The 17,807-nt window shown below is 72.9% G+C and carries 12 protein-coding genes; 7 read left to right on the top strand and 5 right to left on the bottom strand.

The window, feature by feature from the left end:
- Window positions 1-61 precede the first annotated feature (61 nt).
- Window positions 62-2,623 (top strand): alpha-glucan family phosphorylase, encoded by a 2,562-nt coding sequence (gene glgP, locus RM779_RS01360; protein ID WP_311614871.1) that lies wholly within the window; start codon window positions 62-64, stop codon window positions 2,621-2,623.
- Between the two features lie 72 nt (window positions 2,624-2,695).
- Here the strand turns inward: glgP and RM779_RS01355 are convergent, their stop codons facing one another.
- On the bottom strand, window positions 2,696-4,549 hold the full coding sequence (locus RM779_RS01355) for an ABC transporter ATP-binding protein (protein WP_311614869.1): 1,854 nt from the start codon (window positions 4,547-4,549) through the stop codon (window positions 2,696-2,698).
- Complete coding sequence (locus RM779_RS01350; protein WP_311614868.1) at window positions 4,546-6,345, bottom strand: ABC transporter ATP-binding protein; 1,800 nt, start codon at window positions 6,343-6,345, stop codon at window positions 4,546-4,548. The genes RM779_RS01355 and RM779_RS01350 overlap by 4 nt, the downstream gene beginning before the upstream one ends.
- A gap of 114 nt (window positions 6,346-6,459) precedes the next feature.
- On the opposite strand from RM779_RS01350, the gene RM779_RS01345 reads away from it, so the two are divergent.
- Both RM779_RS01345 and RM779_RS01340 read left to right on the top strand, forming a co-directional pair.
- Window positions 6,460-6,807 (top strand): hypothetical protein, encoded by a 348-nt coding sequence (locus RM779_RS01345; protein ID WP_077058719.1) that lies wholly within the window; start codon window positions 6,460-6,462, stop codon window positions 6,805-6,807.
- Between the two features lie 264 nt (window positions 6,808-7,071).
- Window positions 7,072-9,081 carry a pectate lyase family protein gene (locus RM779_RS01340; protein ID WP_311614865.1) on the top strand — a complete coding sequence of 670 codons (2,010 nt, stop codon included), beginning with the start codon at window positions 7,072-7,074 and terminating at the stop codon, window positions 9,079-9,081.
- 43 nt (window positions 9,082-9,124) lie between these two features.
- Here RM779_RS01340 and RM779_RS01335 read toward each other — a convergent pair whose 3' ends face one another.
- On the bottom strand, window positions 9,125-9,979 hold the full coding sequence (locus tag RM779_RS01335) for an NAD(P)H-binding protein (RefSeq protein ID WP_311614861.1): 855 nt from the start codon (window positions 9,977-9,979) through the stop codon (window positions 9,125-9,127).
- A gap of 125 nt (window positions 9,980-10,104) precedes the next feature.
- Here RM779_RS01335 and RM779_RS01330 point away from each other — a divergent pair, with 125 nt between their 5' ends.
- Window positions 10,105-11,088, top strand: a complete 984-nt coding sequence (locus tag RM779_RS01330; protein ID WP_449657292.1) for an AraC family transcriptional regulator — start codon at window positions 10,105-10,107, stop codon at window positions 11,086-11,088.
- Here RM779_RS01330 and RM779_RS01325 read toward each other — a convergent pair.
- A complete protein-coding gene (locus tag RM779_RS01325; RefSeq protein ID WP_077058716.1) occupies window positions 11,066-11,548 on the bottom strand; it encodes an ATP-binding protein in 483 nt (160 codons plus the stop codon). The genes RM779_RS01330 and RM779_RS01325 overlap by 23 nt on opposite strands.
- Before the next feature lie 111 nt (window positions 11,549-11,659).
- The gene (locus RM779_RS01320; RefSeq protein WP_311614858.1) at window positions 11,660-12,844 is read right to left on the bottom strand and encodes a L,D-transpeptidase; all 1,185 of its coding nucleotides are present in this window, start codon (window positions 12,842-12,844) and stop codon (window positions 11,660-11,662) included.
- A gap of 256 nt (window positions 12,845-13,100) precedes the next feature.
- Here RM779_RS01320 and glgX point away from each other — a divergent pair, with 256 nt between their 5' ends.
- From glgX to RM779_RS01305, 3 genes are all read left to right on the top strand, one after another.
- Entirely contained in the window at window positions 13,101-15,329 is a 2,229-nt protein-coding gene (gene glgX, locus RM779_RS01315; protein ID WP_311614856.1) for a glycogen debranching protein GlgX, read from the top strand.
- A gap of 64 nt (window positions 15,330-15,393) precedes the next feature.
- The gene (locus RM779_RS01310; RefSeq protein ID WP_311614853.1) at window positions 15,394-15,990 is read left to right on the top strand and encodes an ADP-ribosyltransferase; all 597 of its coding nucleotides are present in this window, start codon (window positions 15,394-15,396) and stop codon (window positions 15,988-15,990) included.
- Between the two features lie 79 nt (window positions 15,991-16,069).
- A complete protein-coding gene (locus RM779_RS01305; protein ID WP_311614852.1) occupies window positions 16,070-17,770 on the top strand; it encodes an AMP-binding protein in 1,701 nt (566 codons plus the stop codon).
- Window positions 17,771-17,807: the final 37 nt, after the last annotated feature.

Here is a 17,807-nt window from a genome sequence, read left to right as displayed (position 1 = left end):
TCCAGCCGAAAGGCCCGGAATCCGCCGCTACCGCCCCCGGGCCCCGGCTACGGTCGGAAACGTGAAGGCCATCCGTCGTTTCTCCGTTCGCCCCGTCCTTCCCGAACCCCTGCGACCCCTCCAGGAGCTGGCGTTCAATCTGCGCTGGTCCTGGCACCCCGAGACCCGCGAGCTGCTGCGCTCGGTCGCCCCTGACAGCTGGCAGGCGGCCCGCGAGGACCCGGTGCGCCTGCTCGGCACCGTCTCCGCCGACCGGCTGGCCGCACTCGCCGCCGACCGCGGCTTCCTGCGCCGCCTCGGCGTGGCCATCGGCGACCTCCGCGACTACCTGACCGAGCCCCGCTGGTACCAGCAGGCCGACGCCCGCGCCGGCGGCGAACTGCCCCGCTGCGTGGCCTACTTCTCCCCGGAATTCGGCATCACCGCCGCCCTGCCGCAGTATTCGGGCGGCCTGGGCATCCTCGCCGGCGACCACCTCAAGGCCGCAAGCGACCTGGGCGCCCCGCTGATCGGCGTCGGCCTGCTCTACCGGCATGGGTACTTCCGGCAGAGCCTGTCGCCCGACGGCTGGCAGCAGGAGCACTACCCGGTGATCGACCCGCACGAGCTGCCGCTGACCCCGCTCACCGAGCCCGACGGCACACCCGCCCGGGTGACGCTCGACCTGCCGGTCGGCCGCACCCTGACCGCCCGGATCTGGCAGGTCGCGGTGGGCCGCGTTCCGCTGCTGCTGCTCGACTCCACCGTCGCGGAGAACGGGCCGGCCGAACGTGACGTCACCGACCGGCTCTACGGCGGCGGCGGCGAGCACCGCCTGCTCCAGGAGATGCTGCTCGGCATCGGCGGCATGCGCGCCGTCCGCACCTACTGCCGCGTCACCGGGCACGCGGAGCCCGAGGTGTGCCACATGAACGAGGGCCACGCCGGGTTCCTCGGCCCCGAGCGCATCCGCGAGCTGGGCGAGGCGGGCACCGGCTTCGACGCCGCGCTGTGGTCCGTCCGCGCCGGCACCGTGTTCACCACCCACACCCCGGTGCCCGCGGGCATCGACCGCTTCCCTGAGGAGCTGGTGGCCCGGCACTTCGGCGAGGGCGGCGAGCTGGCGGGCCTGGGCACCGAGGCACTGCTGCGCCTCGGCCGCGAGACGACCGCGGACGGCGAGCCGCAGTTCAACATGGCCGTCCTCGGCCTGCGCACCGCGCAGCGGGCCAACGGCGTCTCGGCTCTGCACGGCAACGTCAGCCGCGGCATGTTCGCGGGCCTGTGGCCCGGCTTCGACGCCGAAGAGGCCCCCATCGGGGCGGTCACCAACGGGGTGCACGCCCCCACCTGGACCGCGGACGCCATGCTGCGGGCGCGCACCGAGGCGCTCGGCGACGCCGAACTGTGGGAGCTGCGCCGCACCCTGCGCGAGCAGCTGGTGCACGAGGTCCGCGCCCGGCTGCGCGCCTCCTGGCGGCAGCGCGGAGCCGGGCAGGCCGAGCTGGGCTGGGTGGACGACGTCCTGGACCCCGACGTTCTGACCATCGGTTTCGCCCGGCGCGTCCCTTCCTACAAGCGGCTGACGCTGATGCTGCGCGACCGCGAGCGCCTCACGTCCCTGCTGCTGCACCCGGAGCGGCCGGTGCAGATCGTCGTGGCGGGCAAGGCCCACCCGGCGGACGACGGCGGCAAGCGGCTCATCCAGGACCTGGTCCGGTTCGCCGACGACCCGGCGATCCGCCACCGCATCGTCTTCCTGCCCGACTACGGCATGGCGATGGCCCGTTCCCTGTACGCGGGCTGCGACGTGTGGCTCAACAATCCGCTGCGCCCGCTGGAGGCGTGCGGCACCTCGGGGATGAAGGCCGCGCTCAACGGCTGCCTCAACCTGTCGGTGCGCGACGGCTGGTGGGACGAGTGGTTCGACCCGGACTTCGGCTGGGAGATCCCCACCGCCGACGGCCTGGCCGCCGCCGAGCCCGACCGGCGCGACGCGATCGAGGCCGCCGCGCTCTACACCCTGCTGAACGAGCAGGTCACCCCCTGCTTCTACGACCGCGGCGTGAACCGCGGCGGGCTGCCCATCCGCTGGCTCGAAATGGTCCGCGCGACTCTCGACCGGCTGGGCCCGCGCGTGCTGGCCGACCGGATGCTGCGCGAGTACGTCACCGGCTTCTACGCCCCGGCCGCCGCCGCGCACCGCGCGATGACCCCGGAGGCCGCCGGGGAGCTGGCCGCGTACGCCGACCGCGTCCGGCAGGAGTGGCCGCGGGTCTCCGTCGACCACGTCGAGCCCGGCGCCGAGTCGCCCACCCTCGGCGGAACGGTGTCGCTGCGGGTGCGGGTCTCCCTCGGCGACCTCGATCCGGCGGCCGTCGAGGTGCAGGCGGTCACCGGCCGGGTGGACGGCGACGACACGCTCGCCGACTCGGTGTACGTGCAGCTCAAGCCGGAGGGCGGGGCCGACCTCGCGGGCCGCTGGACGTTCTCGGGCGAGCTGTCCCTGCACCGGCCGGGCCCGTTCGGCTACACCGTCCGCATCCTGCCCTCCCACCGGCTGCTGGCCCACCGCGCCGAGCTCGGCCTCGTGGCGCTGCCGGGGGAGGAGGACACCGAGGCCCACGGCACCCTCCTCCGCTGACGGCCGAGCCCGCCGGACGGCCCGCGACGGCGGGCCCCCGGCGCGGCCCCGGGAAGATCCGAACGGCACGGCCTACGCCAGGCTCTCCCGCCAGGCGCGGTGCAGGTCGGAGAACCGGCCGGTGCCCGCGATCAGATCCGCGGGCGGCCCGTCCTCGACGATGCGCCCGCCCTCCATCACCAGCACCCGGTCGGCGATCTCCACCGTGGACAGCCGGTGCGCGATCACCAGGGCGGTGCGCCCGCGCAGCACCGTCACCATGGCCTCCTGCACCGCCTTCTCCCCGGGGATGTCCAGCGAGGACGTCGCCTCGTCCAGGATCACCACGGACGGGTCGGCCAGCAGCACCCGGGCGAACGCCACCAACTGCCGCTGCCCCGCCGAGATCCGGCCGCCGCGCTTGCGGACGTCCGTCTCGTACCCCTCGGGCAGCGACGCGATGAAGTCGTGCGCGCCGATGGCCTTCGCCGCCCGCTCGATCTCCTCGCGCGAGGCGTCCGGCTTGCCCAGCGCGATGTTCTCCGCGACCGTGCCGGAGAAGAGGAACGCCTCCTGCGTCACCATCACCACACCGCGCCGCAGCTCCGCCATGGTGAGATCCCGCAGGTCCCTGCCGTCGAGCAGGACCCGGCCCTCCGTCGCGTCGTAGAAGCGGGCCAGCAGCTTCGCCAGCGTGGACTTGCCCGCGCCGGTCGCGCCCACCAGGGCCGTGGTCTGCCCGGCGGGCAGCGTCAGCCGGAACGTCGGCAGCACCTCGCCGCCCGTCCGGTACGCGAACCGCACGTCGTCGAAGACGACCTCGCGGCCCGGCTGCCCGGCCGAGCGCGGCGGCAGCTCCACGGGCCGCTCCGGCTCCGGCACGTCGGGGCGCTGCGCGAGCAGGCCCGCGATCTTGTCCAGCGAGGCCACCGCCGACTGGTAGTTGTTCAGGATCATCGCGAAGCGGTCCAGCGGGTCGTACAGCCGCCGGACGTACAGCGCGCCCGCGGCGAGCGCGCCAAGCTCCATGTCGCCCGAGGTGACCCGCTGCGCGCCCCACAGCACGATCCCGGCGATGGAGACGGCCGCGACCAGCCGCGACAGCACGACGAAGCGCGCCATCTCCAGGATGGTGTCGCCGTTCACGCGCTCGTGGCGCCGGTTCAGCTCGTCGAAGGCGGCGTCGTTGGCCCGCTCGCGGCGGAACGCCTTCACCGGCCTGATCCCGTTCAGCGTCTCGGAGAACTTGACGATGACCGCCGCGATCGCCGTCGAACGCCTGCTGAAGCGCTGGGCGGAACGCCGCCGGTAGTTGCGCACCAGCAGGCACAGCGGCACGAACGACAGCAGCGCGGCCCCGCCGAGGCCGAGGTCCAGGTAGAACAGCAGCCCGCCGATGTACACCAGGGACACCAGGATGATCAGCATCTCCTGGAGGCCCTCCTCCAGCAGCTCGCGCAGTGACTGGACGTCGCTGGTGGAGCGCGATATCAGGCGGCCCGAGGTGTAGCGGTCGTGGAAGTCGAGGCTGAGCGCCTGCGCGTGGCGGTAGATCCGGCCGCGCAGCTCCAGCAGGATGCTCTGGTTGACCCGGGCGGAGACGCGGATGAACGTGTACTGGAGCAGCCCGGCGCCGAGCGCGCAGAGCAGGTAGGCCACGGCGACCGCGATCAGCGGCCCGTTGTCGTCGTCGCGGACGGCGGGCACACCGCTGTCGATCGCGTACGCGACGATCAGCGGCACGGCCTGCACGGCGGCCTGCTGCGTGAGCAGCAGGGCCGCGGCCAGGCCGATCCGGCGGCGGTGGGGGCGCAGCAGCGAGCCGAGGAGGCGGCGGGACGCGCCCCGCGGCGCGGGCAGGGTGTCCTGGTCGAACATGTCGGGCCCCGGACGCTCCGGCGCGGCGGGCGGCTGTTTCGGGGCCTGCTTCGGGACGGTGGCGGTCATGGCAGGGACACCTCGGGGTGCTCGCCGGTCATCAGGTGCCGGTACTCGGCGTTGGAGTGCAGCAGCTCGGCGTGGGTGCCGACGGCGGCGATGCGGCCGTGGGACAGCAGCGCGACACGGTCGGCCAGCTGCACGGTCGAGGGGCGGTGGGCGACGACGAGCGCGGTGGTGTCCGCGAGGACCTCGCGCAGCGCGGCCTCCACGCGGGCCTCGGTGTGCACATCGAGGGCGGAGAGCGGGTCGTCCAGCACGAGGAACGGCGGCCGGCCGACGACCGCGCGGGCCAGCGCCAGCCGCTGCCGCTGCCCGCCGGACAGGCTCAGGCCCTGCTCGCCGACCTCGGTCTCCGGGCCCTGGGGCAGGGCGTGGACGAAGTCGGCGGCCTGGCCGACGCGCAGGGCCCGCTCCATCTCCTCGTGCCCGACGCCGTCCGCGCCCATCAGCACGTTCTCCCGGACGGTGGCGGAGAACAGCGTCGGCTCCTCGAAGGCGACGGCGACCCGCCGCCGCACCTCGGCCCGGGGCAGGGCGGCGATGTCCTCACCGTCCAGCGTGATGCGGCCCGAGGTGGCCTCGTGCAGGCGCGGCACCAGGCCGATCAGGGTGGTCTTGCCGCTGCCGGTGCCGCCGACGAGCGCCAGCGTCTCGCCGGGGCGGATGTGCAGGTCGATCCCGTCCAGCACGGGCGGGCTGCCCGGCGGGCTGTCCGGGAAGCGGAACACCACGTTGTCGAAGCGGAGGCCGTCGGGGGCACCGGGCACCAGCGCCGTGCCCTCCCTGGCGGACTCGGGCGGCACCTCCGTGTCCATGACGTCGAAGAAGCGGTCGGTCGCGGTGGCCGACTCGTTGCACAGGGCGAGCAGGAAGCCGATGGACTCGATCGGCCAGCGCAGCGCCATCGCGGTGGTCATGAAGGCGACGAGCGTGCCCGCGGTGAGGTCGCCGTCGGCGACCTGCACGGCGCCGAGCACGAGGGCCGCGCCGAGGAAGATCTCGGGCAGGGCCAGGATGACCAGCCAGATCCCGGCGAGCAGGCGGGCCTTGTGCAGCTCGGTCCCCATCAGGCGGCCGGAGAGCGCGTGGAAGGCGCGGGCCTGGCTGCGATGCCTGCCGAAGCCCTTGATGATGCGGATGCCGAGGATGGACTCCTCGATGACGGTGGTGAGGTCGCCCATCTGGTCCTGCGCCCGGCGCGCGACCAGGGAGAACCGGTTCTCGAACAGGGCGCACAGCCAGATCAGCGGCACCACGGGGGCGGCCAGCACGAGGCCGAGCTGCCAGCCCTGCGACATCAGGATGCCGAGGCCGATGAGGATGGTCGCGCTGTTGACGATGAGGAACGTCAGGCCGAACGCGAGGAACATCCGCAGCAGCTGGAGGTCCCCCGTGCCGCGCGAGAGCAGCTGGCCGGTGGCCCACCGGTCGTGGAAGGACACGGGCAGCCGCTGCACGTGCCGGTACAGCGCGGCGCGCATCGACGCCTCGACACCGGCCAGCGGCCTGGCCACCAGCCACCGCCGCAGACCGAACAGCAGGGCCTCGGCCAGCCCCACGCCGAGCAGCACCGCACCGCCGAGCCACACCCCGGACGTGTCGCCGTCGGCGACGGGACCGTCGACGATCCACTTCAGCACCAGGGGCATGAGCAGCCCCATCGAGGCGGCGACGACGGCCACGCCGGCGGCGCTGAAGACTCTCGCGCGAACCGGGCGGACGTAGGGCCACAGCCGAAGAAGGGAACGGACGACGGAACGTTTTCTGGCAGGGGACGCGGGGGGATCGGCTGAGGCAGACATCAACATACGAGCCTACGAGCAGCCTCTGACAGTTCCCATGGGTTTTTGGGCCTAGGGCAGTCCTAGGCCCCACGGCCCGTCCCGCTGTCAGTGGTACCGCCTACGCTGGCGCGCATGAATCAGCAGTCCGAGCTGAGGGACCTCCAGGCGGCCCTGCGGACCGCGTCCGACATCGCCTTCGACCACGACGAGCCGGCGGGGGAGCAGGCCGAGGTGCTGGTGGACGCGCTCCGCAGGGCGCTGGCCGCGGCCCAGTCCTACGTGGACGGGCCGGGCGAGACGGGGTGCCGCGAGCATCCGCGCGGCGCGGTCGACCCGCTCTACGGCGACAAGGACGATCCGCTGCCGCCCGGCTGGGGCAAGTGCCTGCTGTGCAACGACCGCAGGCGCCGGGCCACCCGTGGCCTGCGGTCACCGGTGACGCCGCCACGCCGGCCCGGGGGGCGCTTCGGTCCGCTGTGACCCCAGGGCGCCTCCGTCCCCGTCGGCTCCGGGCGTCCGAGTCCACATGCGTCGCGTTATCGTCCTCTGTCCTCCGGCTAGGTTACGTAGCGAGCCACCCGCCGCGCGGCAATACCGGCACACCCCCCATCCACCAGGCAGAGCCTTGTGCGCAGGACGAGCGCACGGCTCCCCTCGGCCTTGCGGTCCGCCACCGCGGGCAGGGCACGCCTGGCACGCGATCAGGTCGCGTCGGCCGGACGCGGACCTTCAGGAGGACACAGCATGGCATCCATACATGTGCGCCACCGAGGAAGAGGCAAGAGCGAGGAGGCGCGACCGTTCGGCCGCAGGGCCGGGCGCAACGCGCTGATCGGCGGCGCGGCGGGCGCGCTCGTCGTGGGGACGATCCTCACGGTCGCCCCGAGCGCGGGCGCGGACCCGACCGCGGCGGCCGTCGGCGAGCCGGAGGGCTTCGCCTCGATGTCGGTCTTGGGCCAGGACGGCACCACGGGCGGTGCCGGCGGCCCGACCGTGACGGTCGGCTCCGCGGACGAGTTCATCGAGGCCGCCGGCCAGGAAGGGCCGCTGGTCATCCAGGTCGACGGCATGATCGAGCTGCCGGGCCCGATGCAGGAGGTGACCTCCGACAAGACGCTCATCGGCGTCGGCGCGGACTCGGGCTTCACCGGTGCCGGGCTGAACATCGGGCTGCCCCTCGACGACGACATCACCGATCCGCCGGACGACGCCGTGCACAACGTCATCGTCCAGAACCTCACCTTCGAGGACTGGGAGGACGACGCGATCAACGTCCAGATGTTCTCCCACCACATCTGGCTCGACCACAACACGTTCGTCAGCGGCAGCGACGGCGCGCTCGACGTCAAGCGCGGCTCGTCGTTCGTCACCGTGTCGTGGAACCACAGCATGCACGGCAAGAACATGCTGCTCGGCCACGACGACGACAACAGCGAGCAGGACGTCGGGCGGCTGAACGTCACCTACCACAACAACTTCTTCGACGGCACCGACCAGCGGAACCCCCGCGCGCGCTTCGGCGATCCGGTGCACGTCTACAACAACTACTACCTGGACGTCGACGACTACGGCGTGGCCTCCACCGAGGACGCGGGCGTGCTCGTCGAGGCCAACTACTTCGAGAACGTCGACGACCCCTTCCACCTCGGCGAGGGCGACTCGGGCGACGGGAACCTCGAAGCGCGGGACAACTGCTTCGACAACTCGGGCGAGGGCGAGACCGGCGGCAGCGTCGCCGAGATCCCCTACGACTACACCGTCCTGCCCTGTGAGGACGTGCCGTCGGTGGTGAGCGCGGGCGCCGGTGCGGGGAACCTGGACACCACGCCTCCGGACGAGCCGGGGGACCCGGACGAGCCGGATGAGCCGGGGGACCCGGTGCAGGACGAGCTGGTCGGCTGGGCCGCGGAGAATGGCGGCACGACCGGCGGCGCCGACGGCGAGTCGGTGACCGTCACCGACGGCGACACCCTGGCCGAGCTGCTGGAGTCGGACGAACCGCTGACCCTCCTCGTCGACGGCGAGCTGAGCATGCCGGACGAGATGAACGACGTCTCCTCGGACAAGACGATCCTCGGTGTCGGCACCGACTCCGGCCTCACGGGCGCGGGCCTCAAGGTCAGCGATGCGGAGAACGTCATCATCCGCAACATGAACTTCGACGACTGGGGCGATGACGCGATCGTCGTCCAGGAGGGCTCCACCAACGTCTGGATCGACCACAACTTCTTCGGGTCGGGCAGTGACGGCTCCGTCGACGTCAAGAGCGGCTCCGACTTCGTGACCATCTCCTGGAACCACACCACCCACGACAAGAACATGCTGCTCGGCCACACGGATGGCAATGAGGACGAGGACGGCGGCCACCTGCGGGTGACGTACCACCACAACTGGTTCGACGGCAGCGCCGAGCGCAACCCGCGTGTGCGCCACGGCAACCCGGTGCACGTGTTCAACAACTACCTGGACAGCAACGAGATCTACGGCGTGGCCTCCACCGAGGGCGCGGGCGTGCTCGTCGAGGGCAACTACTTCGAGAACGTCCCGGCGCCCACCCACGTGGGGTACATGGACTCGGGCCCCGGCGACCTCGTCGAACGCGACAACGTGTACGACGGCTCGGGCGAGCCGGAGAGCACCGGCACCGGAGTCAACGAGATCCCGTACGACTACACCCTGGACCCGGCCGCCGACGTGCCGTCGATCGTGACGGCTGGCGCGGGACCGCAGGCCGCCCTCGGGCAGGCTCGCTGAGCGACGCGGGCGCCCGGGGACACATGTCCCCGGGCGCCTCGGCCTACGCGCGCGCCGGCCACGCCCCGGCGCGCGCGGCGTCGCGCGCGAAGGCGGCGAAGTCGCGGGGCTCGCGCCCCAGCGCCCGCCGCACGCCGTCCGACAGGTGCTCGTCGAGGCCGCGTTCGAGGGGCGAGAGGCTCAGGAGGAAGCCCTCGGCGTCGGCCGCCGGCCAGCCCTGCGCGATCAGCTCCGCGGTGAACTGCCCGGGCGGCAGCGGAACGTGACGGACCTCGCGGCCGGTCGCCGTGGAGATCTCGGCCGCGGCCTCGGCGAGGGTCAGGGCCCTGGGCCCCGACAGCTCGTAGATCTGCCCGGCGTGGCCGTCCTCGGTGAGCGCGGCGACGCCCACCGCGGCGATGTCCGCCGCGTCGACGAACGAGGCGGCACCGTCCCCGACCGGCAGCCGCAGTTCGCCGGACAGCACGGCCTCGCGGAAGAAGCCCTCGCTGAAGTTCTGCGCGAACCAGCCCGGCCGCAGGATCGTCCAGTCCGCGGTGCCGCCGCGGACCGCGTCCTCGCCGTCCACGTGCGTCTCGCCCAGGCCGTTCGGGTCCTCCTCGATGTAGCCGGGCACGTCGACGCCGCGGCCCGACAGCAGCACCACGCGTTCGACCCCGTGGTCCGCCGCCCGCGCGAGGAAGGGCCGGGTGAGGGTCGTGCCGTCCAGCGGCACCACGAACATGCGCCGCACTCCGGCCAGCGCGGTGTCCCATGTCGTGCGGTCCTGCCAGTCGAAGCGCTCCGCGGCGCCGCGCGAGGCCACGCGCACCGCGTGCCCGCGCTCCCGCAGCAGGGACACCACGCGGCTGCCGACCGTGCCGGTGCCGCCGGTGACGAGTATCGGGTGATCAGTCATGGCTCCAGTGAACGCGCCGCCCGGGAGACGGGCCATGGCCGTTCCGCTCGCTGGGATGTCCGAGCGTCCACGCGGTTACAGTCGAGGCCATGGACGCGGATGTGGACGGGGGCGTGGACGGCGACGTGGATGTGCTGGCCGAGGTACTGGGCGGGGTGCGGGCGCGGGGCGCCCTCTTCCGGCAGCTGCTGATGAGCCCGCCGTGGTCGCTGCGGTTCGCCACCGGCGCGCCGCTGACGTTGTCCACGATGCTGCGCGGCGCCGCGTGGGTCCTGCCCGCCGCGGGCGCGCCGGTGCGCGTGCGGGAGCGGGACGTCGTCATCACCCGTGGTCCCGCGCCCTACACCGTGGCCGACGATCCGGCGACGCGGCCGCGGTACCTCGTGACCGACGCCGACTACTGCGCCCGCGCGGACGGCACGGACGCGGGGGACGAGGTCGAACGGCGGCTGCGCACCTGCGATATGGGCCCGGGCGGCGCCGCGCTGCTGCTGGCCGGTGCCGTCGAGCGCCGCGGGGAGATCGGCGACCGGCTGCTCGCGGCGCTGCCCGGGGTGCTGGTGGTCGCGGCCGCCGACGTGCGCCTGCCCGCGCTGGATCTGCTGGCCGAGGAGGTCACGCGGGACGGGCCGGGACAGCAGGCCGTGCTGGACCGGCTGCTCGACCTGACGCTGACGTCCGCGCTGCGCGCCTGGTTCGGCCGCGCGGGCGCCGACCGCCCGGACTGGTACGCGGCCGGGGACGACCCGGTCGTCGGCCGGGCGCTGCGGCTGCTGCACGCGGACCCGGCGCGGCCGTGGACGCTCGCGGAGCTGGCGGCGGGGGCGGGGGTGTCCCGCGCCGCGCTCGGCCGCCGCTTCACCGCCCGGGTCGGGGAGCCGCCGATGCGCTATCTCACCGGCCACCGCATCGCGCTGGCCGCCGACCTGCTGCGCGATACGGACGCGACCGTGGGCGCCATCGCGCGCCGCGTCGGATACGCCAACGCCTTCGCGCTGAGCGTCGCGTTCAAGCGCCGCCACGGCGTCGCGCCGAGTGCGCACCGGGCCGGGCACGAGATCCCGGCCGCCGGGCCGGCCGCCGGGGTCAGCCGACGGGGCGGTAGCTGACCCGCATCTCGAACCAGGTGCACTTGCCGTCGGCGAGCAGGTCGACGCCCCAGCGGTCGGCGAGCGTGTCGACCAGGAACAGGCCCCGGCCGCTGACCACGTCCATCTCGCGGACCGGCAGGTGGCAGGGCAGGGCCCGGGACGGGTCGCGGACCTCGACGCGAATCCAGCCGCGGCGGCGGCGAATCCGCAGCCCGAACTCCGCGGCACCGGCGTGCTGCACCGCATTGCCCACGAGCTCGGACACCAGCAGCACCGCGTCGTCGGTCAGCTCGGCGGGCAGCAGCCAGCGCTGCTGGAGCTGCCGCTGGGTCAGCCGTCTGGCGACGCGCGCCGAACGCGCGCGGGAGGGAAGGCGGATTTCGCCGGCCGAGGGGTCGAGGCCGAGATCCCACGCTGTGTCGGTCGACTCGTCCTCTTCCCTGACTCCGAGCATGGGAGTGTCCGACGCTGCTGCCATCCTCCCATCATGGACTGCATATGCCCCGCGCGCGGGCAGTTCCGTGGTAACTGGCCCTTCTGGGGTGGGTGATCCTGGCGTGGTCGCCCACATATGCCCTGGGCAGGATCACTACTGCCCCGCGCCCCACTCTGCCCAGGCCATGTTCCACCCGTTGATGCCGTTGTCGGGTGCGATCACATCGTCGTCAGAATTGATCACTTCGACGACATCGCCGATCATCGAGTTCTCGTAGAACCAGGAGCCGGGCGTGGACGAGTCGTTCGCCCCCTGCGTGTCCTGGAGGCCGACGCACCCGTGGCTGACGTTCTCGCTGCCGAACGTCGAGCCGGAAGCCCAGTAGTTGCCGTGGATGAACGTCCCCGAGGTGCTCAGCCGCATCGCGTGCGGCACATCCGGTATGTCGTACTCGCCGCCGAAACCGACGGTCGAGCCGTCCATCCGCGTTTCCTCGTGCTTCTCGGTGATGACCATCTTGCCGTTCCACGTGGGCGTGCCGGGCGCGCCCGTGGTCACGGGAATGGTCCGCAGGCTCTCCCCGTCGCGCACGACCTCCATGGTCATCGCCGCCGCGTCCACGGTGGTCACCTGGCTGCGGCCGACGGTGAACGTCACGTCCTCGTACAGCGTGCCGTACACCCCGGGCGCGCCCTCCACACCGCGGACGCGGAAGCTGACCGTCACCTCCGTGCCGGCCGCCCAGTACTCCTCGGGCCTGAAGTCGAGACGCTGGTTGCCGAACCAGTGCCCGCGGACGTCGACGTGCGGCTCGGCGCTGATCCGCACCGCGTCGCGCACGGCCGCCATGTCCTCGATGGGGGTGTCGAACGTCATGGACAGCACCATCCCGGCGCCGACCGTCGCCCCGTCCGCGATATTCCAGTTGCTGGTGAACGTCGCGTCCGCCGCCGTCGTCGTGAACGCGGCGCTGCGCGTCTGCTCCTCGCCCCCCGCGTTCTCACCGGTCGCGGTCACCGTGTAGTCGGTGCCGTTCGCCAGGTGTTCGCCCGGCCGCCACGACGTCCCGTCCCCGGACAGCTCGCCAGGCACCGCGGCGCCCTCGGCGTCGGTGACCGTGACCTCGGTGAGCGTGCCGTGCTCGGCCGTCACTTCGAGCGCGCCCGAGGTCGCCACGTCCGTGGCGCCGTCCCCGGGCGCGATGGCTATGTCGACCGACTCCGCGCCGGCCGGTGTCTCCCCCTCGCCGCCGCGTTCCCCCGCCTCACTGCTTCCGCTGCACGCCGTCAGCACCAGCAGCAGTAGCCCGAGCAACGCCGCGACCGGCCCCGTCTTCACGATGGACCCCTCTCCCTCCGCACACCCTCTCCTGATGCCAGGTAATCACACCGCGCTTACGGGAAGGAAAGCCGATTGTCACTGTTCCGTCGCAGTTCAAGGGCCTGCGGCGAACACGGCGGGCGATCCAACGGTAAAACGCGGCAATCACCGCAAAACTGATTGAATGCCACTCACACCCGGTGGAGCCCCGCCCCGCACGTGAGGGCGCCCCGCGCAGCGGGAAGTATCCGGGCAGCGAGATGTGGAGGCACCCGTGTCCCAGGCACCCGAGCGTGCGACGACCGATGTCTGGCCCGGCCGCCCGGCGCCGCTCGGCGCGCGGTTCCGCACGGGCCCCGACGGCGTCGAGGGCACCAACTTCGCCCTGTGGGCGGGCGGCGCGGACGCCGTCGAGCTGTGTCTCTTCGACGACGACGGGCGGGAGATCCGCTGCCCGCTCGAAGAGCTGACCCACGAGATCTTCCACGGCTTCGTGCCCGGCGTCCGGCCGGGGCGGCGCTACGGCTACCGCGTCCACGGCCCGTGGGACCCGGCGGCCGGTGCCCGGTGGAACCCGGCCAAGCTGCTCCTCGACCCCTACGCGCGGGCTGTCGACGGCGACTTCGGGCGGCTGCCCCCGGAGGTGTACGGGCACCACAGGGACCACCAGCGGCAGGACCTCGCCGACACCGTCCGCGACGACCGCGACTCCGCGCCGTTCGTCCCCAAGGGCGTCGTCGTGCACGACACCGAGACCTGGGTCGACGACGTCAGGCCCAAGACCCCCTGGGCCGACTCCGTCATCTACGAACTGCACGTGCGCGGCTTCACCATGCGCCACCCCGGCGTCCCCGCGGCACTCCGCGGCACCTACGCGGGGCTCGGCCACCCGGCGGCCGTCGACCACCTCGTCTCCCTCGGCGTCACCGCCGTCGAGCTGCTGCCCGTCCACCAGTTCGCGCACGAGGACCACCTGCTGCGCCGCGGGCTGCGCGACTACTGGGGCTACAACTCCATCGGCTACTTCGCACCGCACGCCGCCTACAGCGCCACCGGCACGCGCGGGCAGCAGGTCGGCGAGTTCAAGTCCATGGTCCGCGCCCTGCACCAGGCGGGGATCGAGGTCATCCTCGACGTCGTCTACAACCACACCGCCGAGGCCGACGAGCTGGGCCCGACCCTCTCCCTGCGCGGCATCGCCAACCCCGGCTACTACCGGCTCGCCGACGACCCGCGCCACTACGCCGACTACTCGGGCTGCGGCAACACGCTGCACGTCGTGCAGCCCCAAGTGCTGCGGCTGATCACCGACTCGCTGCGCTACTGGGTGCAGGAGATGGGCGTGGACGGCTTCCGCTTCGACCTGGCCGCGGCGCTCGCCCGCTCGTTCCACGACGTCGACATGCTCTCCCCCTTCCTCGCCGTCATCGCCCAGGACCCCGTGCTGCGGCGCGTCAAACTCATCGCCGAGCCCTGGGACGTCGGCAGCGGCGGCTACCAGGTCGGCGCGTTCCCGCCGCTGTGGACCGAGTGGAACGACCGCTACCGCGACACCGTCCGCGACTACTGGCGGGCGGCGCTGCCCGACGTGCGCGACCTCGGCTACCGGCTGTCCGGGTCGAGCGACCTGTACGCGTGGGGCGGGCGCCGCCCGTACGCCTCGGTCAACTTCATCACCGCACACGACGGGTTCACGCTGCGCGACCTCGTCACCTACGAGGCCAAGCACAACGAGGCGAACGGCGAGGACAACCGCGACGGCACCGACGACAACCGCTCCTGGAACTGCGGTGCCGAGGGCGAGACCGGCGACCCGGGCATCACCGCGCTGCGCCGCCGCCAGCTGCGCAACCTGCTCACCACGCTGCTGCTGTCCACCGGCGTGCCCATGCTCGTCGCGGGCGACGAGATGGGCCGCACCCAGCACGGCAACAACAACGGCTACTGCCAGGACAACGAGACCGGCTGGATCGACTGGTCGCTGCGCACCGACCCGGCCTGGCGGCCCCTGCTCGACCTGACCCGCCGCCTGATCCGGACGCGCCGCGACCATCCGGTGCTGCGCCGACGCGCGTTCTTCTCCGGCAGGCGCCAGGGTCCTGAGGGCATAAGGGATCTCGGCTGGTTCACGGCGGCGGGCAAGGAGATGACGGAACGGGACTGGTACGCGCCGGGCGCCACGCTCGGCATGTTCCTCTCCGGCCGCGACATCCCGCAGCGCGACGCCAAGGGCCGCCCGGTGACCGACGACAGCTTCCTGGCGATCCTGCACGCGGGGGCCGCCCCGGTGGAGTTCCCGCTGCCCGCACAGCCCTGGGCCGACGCCTACGCGCTGCTGATCGACACCTCGCGCGAGGACCAGGACACCGCGCCGGGCACCGTCCACCACGGCGGGGAGACGATCACCGTTCCCGAACGGTCGGTCCTGCTGCTGCGTGCCCTGCCGGTCGCCGCCACCGTCCCGCTGTCCGCCACGTCCTCCGCCACGCCCTCGAACCGGTGACATCTACCGCTCGTACCGGTGATATCTCCCGCCTCCGCGAGGTCCCGCCGCCAGGGTGTACGGCATGCTGATCAAACGAATCGCGCGCAGGGCAGCGGCAGTTGCCCTGCCCCTGACCCTGCTGTTCACCTCCGCGCCCGGCGCCACCGGCACGGCGGCGGCCGCCGTGGCCTGCCCGTCCGTGCAGGACCCGCTGTACGCCGCGGCCACCCGGGACGTGGACGTCGACCGGATCTCCCCGGCGCCCGCCCACCGCACCGACTGCCGTCAGCTCTACCGCGCGGAGAACCGCGGTCCCGCGGTGATCTTCGAGGAGGGCTTCCGGCCCAAGGATGTGAACGGCCAGTACGACCTGGAGGCGTACGTGCTGAAGAACCAGCCCTCGCCGTTCGTCAGCACCACCTACGACCACGACCTGTACAAGGAGTGGGGCCGGGCGAAGTACAACTACTACGTGGACGCCCCCGGCGGCATCGACGTCAACGCGACGATTGGTGACCAGCACCGGTGGGCCGACCAGGTGGAGGTCGCGTTCCCCGGCGGCATCGACCGTTCCTTCATCGTGGGTGCCTGCCCGGTCGACCGCACCACGGACACCGAGATCATGGCCGAGTGTGTGGACAACCCGCACTACGAGCCCTGGCGCGCGGCGGCCGGCTGACCCCGGCGGTGCCCGTCCGCGGTCCCGTGGCACCCCCTTCGGGGTGGACGGGCGGCGCGCGGGCGGGCACCGTTCCGTCATGACCGCGACTTCGAGCACCGCGACGTTCCGGGCGGCCCGCGATCACCTGCTGGCCCACCGCGACGACTACGACACCGCGTACGCGACGTTCACCTGGCCTCGGCTGGACACGTTCAACTGGGCGCTGGACTGGTTCGACGTCATCGCCGAGGGCAACGACGCGCCCGCCCTGTGGCTGGTGGAGGAGGACGGCTCGGAACGGGTCTGGTCCTTCGCCGACCTGTCCGCCCGGTCCGCCCGCCTGGCCAACTGGCTGCGCGGGCACGGCGTCCGCCGCGGCGACCGGATGCTCCTCATGCTCGGCAACCAGGTCGAGCTGTGGGAGACGATCCTCGCCGCCATGAAGCTGGGCGCCGTACTGATCCCGGCGACGCCGCTGTTCGGCCCGGAGGACGTGGCCGACCGGGTGCTGCGCGGCGGGGCGCGGCACGTGGTGACCGGCTCGGCGCACACCGGCAAGTTCGCCGGGGTGCCCGCGGACGTCACCCGCATCGCCGTCGGCCCGCCGACGCCCGGCTGGCTCGCCCACGCCGACGCGCACGCCGTCTCCGCCGCCTCCGCCGCCTTCGAGCCGGACGGGCCGACCGCGGGCGGCGACCCGCTGCTGCTGTACTTCACCTCGGGCACGACCGCCCGGCCGAAGCTGGTCGAGCACACTCATCTCTCCTACCCCGTCGGGCACTTGTCGACGATGTACTGGCTCGGCCTGCGGCCGGGCGACGTGCACCTGAACATCTCCTCGCCCGGCTGGGCCAAGCATGCCTGGAGCAACGTCTTCGCGCCGTGGAACGCGCAGGCGTGCGTCTTCGTCCACAACTACACGCGCTTCGACGCCGCCCGGCTGATGGCCCACATGGACCGCTGCCGGGTCACCAGCTTCTGCGCGCCGCCCACGGTGTGGCGCATGCTGATCCAGTCCGACCTGCGGCTGCTGCGCCGACCGCCACAGATCGCGGCGGGGGCGGGGGAGCCGCTCAACCCCGAGGTGATCGAACGGGTCCGGGAGGCGTGGGGGGTGACCATCCGCGACGGCTTCGGGCAGAGCGAGAGCACCGTGCAGGTCGCCAACACGCCGGGCCAGCCGGTCAAACCCGGCTCCATGGGCCGCCCGGCGCCCGGCTTCCGCGTGGCGCTCATCGACCCGGTGACCGGGCAGGAAGGCGACGAGGGCGAGCTGTGCCTCGACCTGTCCGCGCGGCCGCTCGGCCTGATGACCGGCTACCGGGACGACCCCGAGCGCACGGCCGAGGCGATGGCCGGCGGCTACTACCACACAGGGGACGTCGCCGCCCGCGACGACGAGGGCTACCTCACCTACGTGGGCCGTTCCGACGACGTGTTCAAGGCGTCGGACTACCGCATCTCGCCGTTCGAGCTGGAGAGCGCGCTGATCGAGCACCCCGCGGTGGCCGAGGCGGCCGTCGTGCCCTCGCCTGACCCGGTGCGGCTGGCCGTGCCCAAGGCGTACGTGGTCCTCGCGGCCGGCTGGGAACCGGACGCGGACACCGCGCGCGCCCTCTTCGACCACAGCCGCGCGCGGCTCGCGCCGTTCCAGCGCATCCGGCGGATCGAGTTCGCCGAACTGCCCAAGACCATCTCGGGGAAGATCCGCCGCGTGGCACTGCGCGACGCGGAACGGTCCAAGCACGCGGACCCGGCCGCGCGCCCGCCCGGCGAACACCGCGACGGCGACCGGTGAACGACGGACCCGCGGCAGGCCCGTTCACGCGCGGGCG

The sequence above is a fragment of the Streptomyces johnsoniae genome, from assembly GCF_031845565.1.
Taxonomy (GTDB): Bacteria; Actinomycetota; Actinomycetes; order Streptomycetales; family Streptomycetaceae; genus Streptomyces; species Streptomyces johnsoniae.
The sequence above is the reverse complement of the archived record's forward strand: the minus strand, read 5'-3'. Positions and strand labels throughout refer to the sequence as shown.